This window comes from Acinetobacter bouvetii, assembly GCF_902753875.1.
In the GTDB taxonomy this organism is placed as follows: domain Bacteria; phylum Pseudomonadota; class Gammaproteobacteria; order Pseudomonadales; family Moraxellaceae; genus Acinetobacter; species Acinetobacter bouvetii_A.
This window is the reverse complement of record NZ_CADDTS010000043.1, coordinates 16,959-30,430: the sequence shown is the minus strand read 5'-3', so window position 1 is coordinate 30,430 and position 13,472 is coordinate 16,959. Positions and strand designations below refer to the sequence as shown.

The 13,472-nt window shown below is 40.6% G+C and carries 12 protein-coding genes; all 12 read left to right on the top strand.

Annotated elements, in window-relative coordinates; translation table 11 throughout:
* Positions 1-62: 62 nt before the first annotated feature.
* The 12 genes from FB6_RS13150 (at position 63) to FB6_RS13095 (ending at position 13,463) form a co-directional block, all read left to right on the top strand.
* Positions 63-611, top strand: coding sequence for an acyltransferase (locus FB6_RS13150; protein ID WP_174560413.1), 549 nt, complete (start codon positions 63-65; stop codon positions 609-611).
* Between the two features lie 24 nt (positions 612-635).
* Complete coding sequence (locus tag FB6_RS13145) at positions 636-1,754, top strand: glycosyltransferase (protein ID WP_174560412.1); 1,119 nt, start codon at positions 636-638, stop codon at positions 1,752-1,754.
* Entirely contained in the window at positions 1,751-2,851 is a 1,101-nt protein-coding gene (locus FB6_RS13140) for a glycosyltransferase (RefSeq protein ID WP_174560411.1), read from the top strand. Before FB6_RS13145 ends, FB6_RS13140 begins: the two co-directional genes overlap by 4 nt.
* A complete protein-coding gene (locus FB6_RS13135; protein WP_174560410.1) occupies positions 2,848-3,987 on the top strand; it encodes a glycosyltransferase family 4 protein in 1,140 nt (379 codons plus the stop codon). The genes FB6_RS13140 and FB6_RS13135 overlap by 4 nt, the downstream gene beginning before the upstream one ends.
* Positions 3,987-4,595: a sugar transferase gene (locus tag FB6_RS13130; RefSeq protein ID WP_174560409.1), complete on the top strand. Its 609-nt coding sequence runs from the start codon at positions 3,987-3,989 to the stop codon at positions 4,593-4,595. The genes FB6_RS13135 and FB6_RS13130 overlap by 1 nt, the downstream gene beginning before the upstream one ends.
* A complete protein-coding gene (locus tag FB6_RS13125) occupies positions 4,588-5,244 on the top strand; it encodes a NeuD/PglB/VioB family sugar acetyltransferase (RefSeq protein WP_174560408.1) in 657 nt (218 codons plus the stop codon). Before FB6_RS13130 ends, FB6_RS13125 begins: the two co-directional genes overlap by 8 nt.
* Positions 5,245-5,266: 22 nt before the next feature.
* The gene (locus FB6_RS13120; RefSeq protein WP_174560407.1) at positions 5,267-6,436 is read left to right on the top strand and encodes a DegT/DnrJ/EryC1/StrS family aminotransferase; all 1,170 of its coding nucleotides are present in this window, start codon (positions 5,267-5,269) and stop codon (positions 6,434-6,436) included.
* Positions 6,437-6,501: 65 nt separating this feature from the next.
* Positions 6,502-8,370, top strand: a complete 1,869-nt coding sequence (locus FB6_RS13115) for a polysaccharide biosynthesis protein (protein ID WP_174560406.1) — start codon at positions 6,502-6,504, stop codon at positions 8,368-8,370.
* 245 nt (positions 8,371-8,615) lie between these two features.
* On the top strand, positions 8,616-9,782 hold the full coding sequence (locus FB6_RS13110) for a nucleotide sugar dehydrogenase (RefSeq protein WP_174560405.1): 1,167 nt from the start codon (positions 8,616-8,618) through the stop codon (positions 9,780-9,782).
* A 5-nt stretch (positions 9,783-9,787) separates the two neighbouring features.
* Entirely contained in the window at positions 9,788-11,254 is a 1,467-nt protein-coding gene (locus tag FB6_RS13105) for a lipopolysaccharide biosynthesis protein (protein WP_174560404.1), read from the top strand.
* Entirely contained in the window at positions 11,251-12,312 is a 1,062-nt protein-coding gene (locus FB6_RS13100; protein ID WP_174560403.1) for a nitroreductase family protein, read from the top strand. Before FB6_RS13105 ends, FB6_RS13100 begins: the two co-directional genes overlap by 4 nt.
* Entirely contained in the window at positions 12,309-13,463 is a 1,155-nt protein-coding gene (locus FB6_RS13095) for a polysaccharide pyruvyl transferase family protein (RefSeq protein ID WP_174560402.1), read from the top strand. The genes FB6_RS13100 and FB6_RS13095 overlap by 4 nt, the downstream gene beginning before the upstream one ends.
* Positions 13,464-13,472: the final 9 nt, after the last annotated feature.

The window sequence follows — 13,472 nt, the reverse complement described above, 5'->3', positions numbered from 1 at the left end:
TTAGGCGTAAAATACTGCACTTGTCTTCTGTTTTTGTTTCGCTGCTATAAAAGGTCATGCGCATGGCATTGATAAAATCCGTTTTCAATACGCTATTGGACTTGGTCTATTTTATGGCCAAAGGCAGTGTGGCTTTTGCGCGGAAAAAAGGCGTCAACGTGGGCGAACATTGTCGCATCTATATTAAAAGCTGGGGTTCAGAACCGTTTCTGATTTCCATTGGCGATCATGTCACGGTAACTTCCGGGGTGAAATTTATCACCCATGATGGCAGTACCTGTCTGGTCAAAGATCAGAATGGCAAACGCTATCAACGCTTTGTGCCGATTCAGGTCGGTTCGCATGTGTTCATTGGGGTCAATAGCATTATTATGCCGGGTGTCCACATTGGTTCCAATGTAGTGATTGGTGCGGGGTCGGTAGTGACCAAAGATATTCCGGACAACAGTGTGGCGATTGGTGTACCGGCCAAGGTGGTTTCAAGCTTTGTGGACTATGCCGCCAAGATTCAAGCCAGCTGTGCCAGTGATTCTGAACTTGCTGGCATCCCCGATTATCAGCAACGTGTGCAACGTGCGATGGATCTGCAAGCCTCCAAAAACGCTCATTAATCTCTCCCATTTTCAGGTACTGTTATGCTCAATAAAATCATGTTTTTTTTGCCGACCTTAGGGGGCGGCGGAGCAGAACGTACCGTGATTCAATTGGCCAATAATCTGGTCCAGCAAGGGCGAGCAGTAGATGTGGTGGTCTGTGATATTACCGGGATAAAAGGCACTTTACTGCCCGAAGTAGACCCACAGATTCAATTGATCGACTTAAGCTGTGGCCGTGTTGCCAATGCCATTTTCCCACTGAAAAAACGCTTGCAAGCGGTGGACTATGATGTGCTGGTGGCGACCCAAACCCATACGAATATCATTGCAGCATTGGCCAAGCGTTTAGCCAAAAGTCAGGCCCGATTGATTTTACGCGAGGTTTCAACCCCTTCGAAAAATATGAAATTACAGGGCATGGCAAAATGGCTGCTCAAAACACTGGTCAACATGAGCTATCCATCTGCCAGTCAGGTGGTCTGTGTATCCCAAGGCGTAATGGAAGATTTTCGTGAATATTATGCTTATCGCAAAGACAATTTAGTCACCATTTATAATCCGGTCATCGATGATGCCTATTTTGAGAAACTGCAAGTGCCGGTGGAGCATCGTTTCTTTCAGCCTGAAAATAAAGTGATTCTGGCGGTGGGACGTTTAACCGAAGCCAAAAATTTTGGCTTTCTGATTCGTGCTTTTCATGCCTTACATCAACAACATCCGGAAACCCGATTGATTATTTTGGGTGAAGGTGAATTAAGAGCGGAGTTTGAATCTCTTATTCAAGAACTGGGTCTAAGTGAAGTGGTGGATTTGCCGGGCTTTGATCCTAATCCCTATGCTTATTTTAAATATGCGGAGCTGTTTGTCTTAAGTTCTAACTGGGAAGGCTTGCCAGGCGTACTGATTCAAGCTTTAGCCTCAAAAATTAAAGTGGTGAGTACCAATTGCCCGAGTGGTCCCATGGAAATTTTAGACCATGCGAAATTTGGCTTATTGGTGCAATGTAATGACCAAGCCGGTATGACCGCGGCGATGCAACAGGCGATTTTCGGGGATTATGTTCATTATGATGAAACTGAATTGACTGCACATTGCCTGCAATTCCATAAACATACGGTGCAACAGCGTTATTTGGAGCTGATGGAGAGCTCTGCATGAATCAGCAAAAACAGACTATTGTGCATGTGATTACCAACTTTGCCGGCGTGGGTGGGGCAGAGATGATGCTGGCACGTCTGATTCAGCAGACTCAGGACCAGTATGCGCATGTGATTATTGCGCTGATGAAAACGTCGGATGTTTATGCAGAAACTTTAGTGCAATGTCAGTCCTATTATGCATTGGGTTGGAATGGTCTGAATACGTTGGGGACGATCGCCAAACTGCGGCATTTACTCAAATCCATCGCGCCAAAAACGGTGCAATGCTGGATGTACCATGCCAATGTCTTGACCAGTTTAAGCTGTATTGGGCTAAGCTCAAAACCGAAGATTTTTTGGGGTATTCATCATTCGCTGGCCTCTCCCAAAGAAGAGTCGCTGAGTACCAAAATCGCCTTGGTAATGAGTAAAGTCTTGGCACAGCAGCCGAGCGGCGTGATTTATTGTGCGCATTCATCCTTGCAGCAACATCAAAGCTTTGGCTTGAACAATAACAATGCCCAGGTGATTGCCAATGGCGTGTTTTTGGACATGTTTCAGCCCAATCCTGAATTACATGAACCTTGCGTGATTGGTTTTGCTGGACGTTATCACACAGCAAAAGGTTATCCCTATCTGTTTGCTACCATGGCCCAACTGAAAGATCAGCCGATTATTTTTAAAATTGCCGGTAGCGGCGCAAGTCTGAATCATCCGGAAGTGAAAGCCTTGTTTGAGCAATATCAACTGGATGAAAGCAAAGTCCATCTGCTCGATCAGATTTCCGATATGCCGGCATTTTATCAGTCCATAGATGCCTTTTTGATGACCTCGATTACCGAAGGTTTTCCCAATGTTCTGGTCGAAGCAATGGCATCCGGTTTGCCTTGTATCAGTACCGATGTTGGGGATGCCAAATATATTGTTGATGAGCTGGGCAGCATTGTGCCACCGCGTGATCCTGAGGTCTTGGCGAAGGCGATTCTCGATTATGTGAAGCTTAGCCAGACTGAAAAATTACAACTCAAACAAGCCACGCGTGCTCGGGTAGAACAGAATTTTAGTATTGCCAGCGTGAGTCAGCAATATATGCAGATGTGGAGCAAAAACGCATGAGATTTTTAATGATTTGTAGTTATTTGCCTTCAGCTTTGAACTTTCGGGGAAAATTATTAGAAGCGATTCATGCCAAAGGCTATGAAATTCATGTGTTTGCACCGGACTTAACGGATTTTCCTGATGAATTAAACCGGTTGCAACAACTCGGTTATCAGGTGCATGCGATTCCCATGCAACGCGCTGGCACCAATCCACTGGCCGACCTGAAGTTGCTGAAAACCCTATATCAAATGATTCGTCAGATTCGGCCGGATGTGGTGTTGTCCTATACCATTAAACCGGTGATTTATGGCACCTTGGCGGCATGGCTGGCGCGAGTGCCGCGGCGTTTTGCCCTGATTACCGGTCTGGGCTATGCTTTCCAAAATGTGGAATCAGGCCAACGCAGTCTGTTCCAAAAACTGGTGCATGGCTTATATGCACAAGCTTTAAAATATGCCGATAAAGTGTTTTTCCAAAATCCGGATGATTTAAAGCTCTTTCAAGACATGCAGTTGCTTGACGTGAATAAGCCGACTGTGGTGGTGAATGGTTCAGGGGTGAATGTACAGGATTTTGCAGTGCTGCCGTTACCAAAAAATGCGCAAGGTCAGGTGAAAGCATCCTTCCTGTTGATTGCCCGTTTGCTGGGAGATAAAGGCGTACGTGAATATGCCGAAGCGGCACGCATCATCAAAGCCCAATATCCTGAAGTGGAATTTCATCTGGTCGGCTGGATTGATGACAATCCCTCTGCCATTGCCCAAGCGGAACTGGACACGTGGGTGGCTGATCAAACCCTCAAGTTTTGGGGTAAACTGAGTGATGTACGTCCCGCCATTGCGGCAAGTTCAGTCTATGTGCTGCCATCCTATCGTGAAGGAACGCCACGTACCGTTTTAGAGGCCATGGCGATGGGTCGTGCCATTATTACCACAGATGCTCCGGGCTGCCGTGAAACGGTAACTCATGGCGTAAACGGTTATCTGGTGGCGGTTAAATCTGTCGATGATCTGGTCAGCAGCATGCAGTATTTTATTGAAGATCCCAAACTGATGGCGTATATGGGGCAGCGTTCACGTGAAATAGCACTCAATAAATATGATGTGCATCAAGTGAATAAACATATGATGACGGAAATGGAGCTGATCTGATGCTGAAACGTGCTTTAGATATTGTGGTTGCTTCAACTGCCTTGTTGATGCTGTCTCCGTTATATCTGTTTGTAGCTTATAAGGTACGTAAGAATTTAGGCTCACCGGTGCTGTTTCGTCAGGTACGTCCGGGTTTGAATGGCAAACCGTTTGAAATGATCAAGTTTCGCAGCATGAAAGATGCCGTGGATGAAAACGGAAATCCATTACCTGACAGTGAGCGTCTCACTCCATTTGGTCAAATGCTGCGTTCAAGTAGTCTGGATGAAATGCCAGAACTGTGGAATGTGATTAAAGGTGAGATGAGCATTGTCGGACCACGTCCGCTATTGATGGAATATTTACCCTTATATAATCGCGAGCAAGCCAAACGCCATAATGTCCGTCCGGGCATTACTGGCTATGCGCAAGTGAATGGCCGTAATGCGATTTCTTGGGAAAAAAAGTTTGAACTCGACACCTGGTATGTGGAGCATCAATCTGTGTGGCTAGACTTTAAAATTATGCTGAAAACCGTGCAAAAAGTGCTCGCCAAGGATGATATCAGCGCCGAAGGCGAGGCAACCATGACTAAATTTACCGGCACACCGGACCATAAAAATGACTAAACTCTATGCCGTATATGGCGCCTCGGGCTGCGGCCGGAGTCTGATGCCTGTGGCGCGTCAGCAATTGGTCCGTGCACAGGACGCTTCTGAAATTGTGTTTATTGATGATTCACTGGCAGAAATTACTCGGGTCAATGGTCATCGTGCCATGAATTATACGACTTTCTTAGATGAAACCGCGGATGAGAAAGCTGTACAAATTGCGATAGCCAATAGCCGTGTACGTGAAAAAATTGCCAATCGTCTGGAAGCTGATGGCATTCAGCTCTGGTCGATTATGGCGGATAATGTGGTGCTGATGGATCAGATCGAGCTTGCAGCAGGTGCCGCCTTAAGTCCCTTTGTCAGCATTACCTCGAATATCAAGATTGGCAAATGCTTCCATGCCAATTTATACAGTTATGTGGAGCATGATTGTGTGATTGGGGATTTTGTTACCTTTGCCCCGGGGGTAAAATGTAACGGCAATATTCATATTGAAGATCATGCCTACATTGGTGCTGGTGCCATGATTAAGCAGGGCACGCCTGATCAACCCTTGGTGATTGGGCGTGGTGCGGTTGTCGGTATGGGCGCCGTGGTGACTAAAAGTGTCCCTACAGGTGTGACCGTGGTGGGGAATCCGGCTCGTATAGTCGAATCCAAATAGAATTTAAAGCTAGGAAAAGTCCATGTTAAACAGTGCATTTGAGCCGTGGCCAAGTTTCACGCAAGCAGAGGCAGATGCGGTCTCAAAAGTTCTTTTATCCAATAAAGTGAATTATTGGACCGGTCAGGAATGTCGTGAATTTGAAAAAGAATTTGCACAATTTGCCGGAACGAATTATGCCGTTGCTGTCGCGAACGGTACTGTAGCACTAGATTTGGCTTTAAAAGCACTCGATATTGGCGCCGGTGATGATGTGATTGTCACCTCGCGGACCTTTCTGGCATCGGCCAGTTCGATTGTCACTGCAGGGGCCAACCCGGTCTTTGCCGATGTTGAGCTGGATTCTCAGAATATCTCGCGCCGTACCATTGAAGCAGTGATCACCCGGAATACCAAGGCGATTATTTGTGTGCATTTGGCTGGCTGGATGTGTGATATGGACCCGATCATGCAATTGGCCGAAGAAAAAGGCCTGTATGTGATTGAAGACTGTGCTCAGGCGCATGGTGCAATGTATAAAGGTAAATCCGCCGGTTCGATCGGTCATGTCGGTGCCTGGTCATTCTGCCAAGATAAAATCATGACCACAGGCGGTGAGGGTGGCATGGTCACCACCAATGACGAAAGCCTCTGGAAAAAAATGTGGTCCTATAAAGATCATGGTAAAAACTTTGACAGCGTGTATAACAAACAACATCCACCGGGATTCCGCTGGTTGCACGACTCGTTTGGCACCAATTGGCGCATGATGGAAATGCAGGCCGTCATTGGACGTATTCAGCTGAAAAAAATGCCTGAATGGACGGCAAAACGCAATGCCAATATGACACGCATCCAAGCCGTGTTTGAAAATAATCCATATTTCACTGTCGCGAAACCATCATCTGATTATGTACATGCAGGTTATAAATGCTATGTGCAAGTCAATACGGCTGCTTTACCTGAGGGTTGGTCTCGTGACCGGATTATGAATGAAATTAGTGCTTTAGGTGTGACGTGTTTTAGCGGTTCATGTTCAGAAGTGTATTTAGAAAAAGCCTTTGATGACACACCGTGGCGTCCTGAAACGCGCTTGCACAATGCCCAGCAATTGGGTGAAAGCAGTCTGATGTTCCTGGTACATCCAACCTTGTCTGAGCAAAGCATCCAGAAAACGCTGGATGCCATTCACAGTGTAATTGCAAAAATTTAACCCAGGATTGGCGTATAATAGAGCGCCAATCTCCTCTTCCTTCAATAGACTTCATTGAGCCCTGTGTGAAAGACATTATCCGATATTTAGCATCTTTGCCGCGTCGTCAAAAACAAATCGTGTTGGTGGCGATGGATATCTGTGTGTTGCCTTTGATCATGTGGCTGGTTTATGCCATCCGTTTGGCAAAACCGAGCGTTGCAGTGATGCCCGGACTGGATTTTTGGTATGTCTATGTTGGGGTGTTCGGCATCCTGATTTTTACCTTATTGGGTATTTATAGCGCCATTGTGCGTTCATTTAATGAAGATTATTTACTGCGTTTATCTATTGCGACCTTTATCCAGATTGTCGCTTTATATGCCATCAAAAAACTCAATCTGGCATTTATTCCCATGAGTATTCCACTCATGTACGGCTTTGTGCTGTTTTCATGGATGTGGTGGAGCCGGGCAGTGATTCGTTATGCAACGCTGCGCACTTTTGCCAAAAAACAAAACCGCAAACGCGTGGCAATTTATGGCGCCGGGCTTGCAGGTCAACAGATTGCCGCTGCCTTGCACCGCTCGGATGATTATCTGCCCATTTGTTTTATTGATGATAAGGCATCCCTACAAGGTCAGTCCTTGAGTGGTTTAAAAATTTATGCACCTAAAAAAGCCTTGGTTAAATTAGGTAAATTTCATATTGAAGAAATTTTATTGGCCATGCCCTCGGTTGGCAGAGCGCGTAAAAAAGAGCTGATTGAGTCTTTTGAGCAGGCCCAGGTCAAAATTATGGAGTTGCCGGGGGTCACCCAACTGGTGGACGGTAAAGTGAAAGTCTCCGATATCCGTGAAGTAGATATTGTGGATTTGCTGGGTCGTGATCCTGTACCCCCTAAACCGGAACTTTTAGAAAAAAACATTAAAAATAAAGTGGTGATGGTGACCGGGGCAGGGGGCTCGATAGGCTCTGAGTTATGTCGTCAGATTGTCAAACATCAGCCGAAGCTTGTGGTGCTGTATGAAATGTCGGAATTTGCCCTGTATTCGATTGATCGTGAACTGCAAGATTCCAATATTCAGGTGATTCCGGTTTTGGGTTCGGTGACCAATCAGGTGAAACTGGAACGGATATTGCATCAATACGCAGTACAAACTGTTTACCATGCGGCAGCGTATAAGCATGTGCCTTTGGTGGAGGCCAATCCTTATGAAGGCATTTATAACACTTCGATTGGTACTGCCCGCAGTGTCGATGCAGCGGTGAATCAGGGGGTGGAAATTTTTATCCTGATTTCAACGGATAAAGCGGTGCGTCCAACCAATGTGATGGGTGCATCCAAACGCATGGCGGAACTGTATTGTCAGGGTTTGGCTGCAACAAAACCGCAAACACAAATCAGTATAGTACGTTTTGGCAATGTTTTAGGCTCTTCTGGTTCCGTGGTCCCGCTGTTTAAAAAGCAGATTGCCCAAGGTGGGCCGGTGACAGTAACTGATCCGGAGGTAACACGGTACTTTATGACTATTCCTGAAGCTGCACAGCTGGTGATTCAGGCTGGTGCAATGGGTACTGGTGGAGACGTATTTTTGCTGGATATGGGCGAGCCAGTGAAAATTGTCGATTTAGCCAAGCAAATGATTCGTTTAAGTGGGTTTAAACCTATAGATGATAAAGGGTTTGGAGATATTAAAATTCAATTTACCGGATTGCGTCCTGGGGAAAAACTGTATGAGGAATTGTTGATAGATCAAGAGGATACTGAAACAACATCGCATGAGCGGATTTTAAAATCTTATGAAAAATATTATGAATTGAGTGAGATTTCATTAATTTTTGATCAAATGCAACAAGGTTATGTGCATGAAATAGATATAGATAGTGTATTGTTAATTTTTGAAAATTATGTTGATGGATATAAAAATAACAATAAAATACTGTCAAATTAATGTGATTTAGGTGGGATAAATGTATATTATATCCCCATACAATGATCATACCTGATTTTATATATTAGAGATTGAATTAATTTAATCTCTTTTAAAGATAAATAATTTGAGTTTTATATTAAATGATTCACTAGTTTTGTATTTTTTGCATGTTCTCTAGTTATCTTCAAGATACAGGATGAAACATCATAATCATGCGTAAATTGAAAGTGAGTCCTAAATTTATTAATAAATGGTGAGTATTGATGTTTAAGATAACCGTTGTTGGCACGGGTTATGTGGGGCTTTCAAATGCCATGTTATTTAGTCAGAAGCATCAAGTTATCGCCTTAGATATAGATGCATCGCGTGTTAATCTATTACATAAAAAGAAGTCACCAATACAAGATGAATTAATTGAACAGTATTTGGTTAATCAAACAAATTTTTCTGCGACTTTAGAGCAAGATTTGGCTTATGGTGATGCGGATTATATTATTGTTGCGACACCTACAAATTATGATGAAACGACAAATTATTTTGATACCAGTTCAATTGAACAAGTATTGTCAGATTTAAACAAAATTAAAAGCACAGCGATTATCATTATAAAATCAACCATACCTGTAGGTTTTACTGAAAAAATGCAGGATCAATTCCCTGCTTTAAAAATAGTATTTTCTCCAGAGTTTTTACGTGAAGGAAAAGCCTTATTTGATAATTTATATCCTTCCCGTATTGTTGTTGGTGATAAATCTGAAATTGGAAACAAAATTGGCAATCTGTTTAAAAATGCATGCTTAAAGGAAGATGTAGATGTTCTTTTAATGGATGCGACAGAAGCGGAAGCGGTAAAACTTTTTTCAAATACTTATTTAGCCATGCGGGTAGCCTATTTTAATGAACTTGATAGCTATTGTGCGATTCGCGGTTTAAATGCCAAGGATATTATTCAGGCGGTGGGTTTAGACCCCCGTATTGGGACGCACTATAATAATCCTTCATTTGGTTATGGGGGATATTGTCTGCCTAAAGATACCAAACAGTTATTGGCAAACTATCAGGATATTCCTCAGAATTTAATTTCCGCCATTATCCAGTCTAATACGACTCGCAAGGATTTTGTTGCAGAGCAAATTCTAGCTAAACAGCCTAAAACAGTAGGTATTTACCGTTTAGTGATGAAGGCAGGTAGCGATAACTTTAGGCAGTCGGCAATTCAGGGGGTCATGAAGCGCTTAAAGGCCAAAGGTATCGAGATTGTGATTTATGAGCCTGTATTAAATGAAGAAACTTTTTTTAATTCAAGTGTCATCCACGATCTGGAGAAATTTAAAGAAGTGTCAGACGTGATTGTTGCTAACCGGATTGTAGCTGATCTTAATGATGTACTAGATAAAGTTTTTACTCGCGATTTGTTTGGTTCGGATTAATACGGATGTCAGCAAATATAGATCTTAAAGATATCAAGAAGAAAGCAATAAAAGGAGGGGTATTAACTATATCTTCCCGTCTGCTTACTATTGTTATTCAAATTTCATCAATTATTGTTTTATCACGTCTACTTAGTCCTACAGATTTTGGTCTAATTGCAATGGTGACAGCCATTACTGCATTTATGGGTATTTTCCGTGACATGGGTTTATCAACGGCAGTTATTCAAAAGAAAGATTTAGAATATAAGCAAATTAACACTTTATTTTGGTTAAATACAGGTATAGGTGTATTTTTAACTTTACTCACGATTGCCTTATCACCATTTATTGCTAGTTTTTATAATCATCCTGAATTACAACCTGTAGTGATGTTGCTCGCAATCACTTTTGTAATAGCAAGTATTGGTGCACAACATGCTGCATTACTGCAACGTGAGTTAAATTTAAAACCAAAAGTCATTGCTGATATTGTTGGTGCAGCAATAACATTATTAACCTCAATTGGGATGGCATATTTAGGTTATGGTTTTTGGTCTCTCGCATGGGGAACAGTTATCGGGGCAATTGCGACAACATGTCTATATTTTAGAGGTTCCTCATTTACACCGAGTAAGCCAAAAATAGTTGAAGGTACTAGAGATCTTATTAATTTTGGTCTGAACGTTACTTTATTTGAAATATTAAATTATTTTCATAGAAATTTAGACAATATTTTAATTGGACGAGTATGGGGGCCTTTGATTTTAGGTTTGTATAGTCGTGCTTATCAGCTCATGATGTTGCCTATATCGAGTTTAAGGGAACCTATAAATGCTATTGCACTACCAGTATTAAGTCGTTTGCAGGATGACCCTGATAGTTACAAGGCCTATTATAAAAATATAGCAACATTATTGGCTTTTTTGTCAATGCCATTAATGGCTTTTCTTGTTGTTAATGCTGAAAATATTATATATCTTGCATTAGGTAAGGGATGGAGTGGGGTAGTTCCAATATTTGTTCTGCTAGGTATTAGTGGATTTATACAAGCTGTTGCAAGTTTGAGAGGTCTAGTTTTATTAAGTTTAGGTTTATCTAAAAAATATGTGATATGGGGTATAGTTAATACCTTATGTGTTAGTGTTGCCTTTATATTGGGGGTTAAATGGGGGGCGGAAGGGATAGCTATATCTTATGCAATTGTAAACTATGCTATTTTATATCCTTCATTATGGTATTTCTTTAAAGGAACTCCTTTAAGTCCAATTGATTTTTTTATTCCTATACTTGTTCCCGTAGTATCATCTATTATGGCTGCTTTATTGTCATTTAATATTATGCTTAACTTTATTGTAAATTCTATACTTCTACATACTATTATTTCTGCTTTTGTATTTTTTATAATATTAATTTTGGTGATTATTATGTTACCTGGCGGGTTAAAGACAATTCTAGGTTTTAAGAAATTAGCTAAGGTGATTAAGACATGAGTTTAAATACTATTAAGAAATATGTTAAAAAAAATCTGAAAAAAATTGATGGTTTTTTAGTTGATATCTCAGTTAAAAGTTTCTTATTATCAAACTTATATTATTTGTTGCGCTTTAAATTTAGCTGGGAACATCGAGCAGTCCTTGCTGGTAAAAAAAGATATAATGAATCTTTAAAGAATCCTTCTACTAATACTAGTTTGCTTAGAAGAAATGTACATCGACTGGAAAAAGGTCTATTGATGCAGCCACGTAGAGTTCCGTTTGGCTTGGATTATATAGAAGATACGGTATACGCTTATGAAAGAGCAGTTCAATCCGATTCAGAAATAAGAGAGTTAACCTGGGCACGGGATGTAATTAGTGAATATATGTTAATTACTCCTATGCATCCTAAAATAGAACCTTTAAGAAATATTGTTAAAAATACAAATAAAAAATTAAATATTTTTTCTAAAGAAGAAAAGAGTATTCCATATAAACGTTCTTTAATAAATGCACCTGATATTAGCTATGATCAGATGTTAAATCTAGTTAAATATAGACGTTCTGTAAGATGGTTTTTGCCTAAAAAAGTGGATAGATCCATTATAGAGAAAGCAGTTTGTATTGCTTCTTATTCACCTACTGCATGTAATAGACAGCCTTACGAATTTCGTATTTTTGATGATCAAGCATTAGTTTCTGAATTGATTAAGTTGCCTATGGGTAGTGGTGGTTTTGGGCATCAAGTTACTAATTTAGCAGTAGTTGTTGGAAAATTGCGGAACTATTTTGATGAGCGTGATCGTCATTTAATTTATATAGATGGATCTTTGGCTATTATGTCTTTTATCTATGCTCTAGAAGTTCAAGGGATAAGTTCATGTTGCCTAAATTGGCCTGAAGTACCGGAACTTGAAAAAAAAATGTCTGATTTTTTGAAATTAGAAGCTGATGAGCGACCTATTATGCTAATTGCATTTGGTTATGCAGACATGGAGGGTATGGTTGCAAATTCAATGAAGAAACCTATTGAATTACTAGTAAAGTATAATTTTGATGGACATATGAAATGATTAAAAATACTACTCCAATTATTGAAATTCATGGTACAGGTATTCACAATCGTGGTGCTGAGTTAATGGCAATTGCAATTTCTGAGAAAATTTGGTCGCTATACCCAAATGCTAAAATTGTTGTTCCTTCAACTTTTGGATTCCCTAGTGATATTAGTCGTTATGGTTTTTTTACTAGTTCTACTTTAGAGTTGTTGGCAAAGAGAGCAGTATTTTCACTAACTATAGCAGGTTTAACTGGAAAAATTATTAAATCAAAAAAGGTGGATGTTGTTTTAGATGCTTCTGGCTTTGCATTTTCTGATCAATGGGGAGAATATTTTCCTAAGCATCTTTTTCAAAAAATGATTGCAAAACATAGGGTTCATCAAAGTCTTATTTTAATGCCTCAGGCTTTAGGTAAATTTGAAAAAAAAGATGTTAGCGATTGGACCAAAAAATTATTTTCTAGAGCAGATATTGTATTTGCTCGAGATGAGCAATCTTACAAATATAGTGAGCCTTTAATAGATTTATCGAACAAACTTAAATTAAGCCCAGATTTTACAATTGCGGTTAAGCCATTGGAGAACTCTAGCATTCAGTTACCAGAAAAATTTGTAGCTATTGTACCTAATTTACGTATGTTAGATAAGTCAGATGATCCTGAGGCTTATTTAAATTTTTTAAAGAAATCAATTGAGCTTATTTTAAAAAATGGATTAGTTCCTTTATTTCTAATTCATGATGCAAAAGAAGACCTTAAAGTTGTTGCTACATTAGGAGAAAATTATAGCAATATTGAGGCCATTCAGCATCAAGACCCACGAGTGTTGAAATGGATCTTGGGGCAGGCTCAGTTTGTTATTGGTTCTAGATTCCATGCATTAGTAAGTACCATGTCACAAGGAGTTCCGTGTATTGGTGCGGGTTGGTCGCATAAGTATCCAGAGTTATTTGCAGATTTCTCTAATAGAGATGGATTAATTGATAACTTGGCGGATTTAACAAGTTTGGAAAAGCAGATCACTATTTTTTCAAATCAGGTAACTTATGTAGAACGTTCTAAACAAATTCAATCTGCAGCTAATGAACTAAAAAATAAAGTAGATCAAATGTGGAAATTGATTATTGAAAACATTAATCAACACTTAGAGAAAAAAGTAAATTAGTTTGCTGCT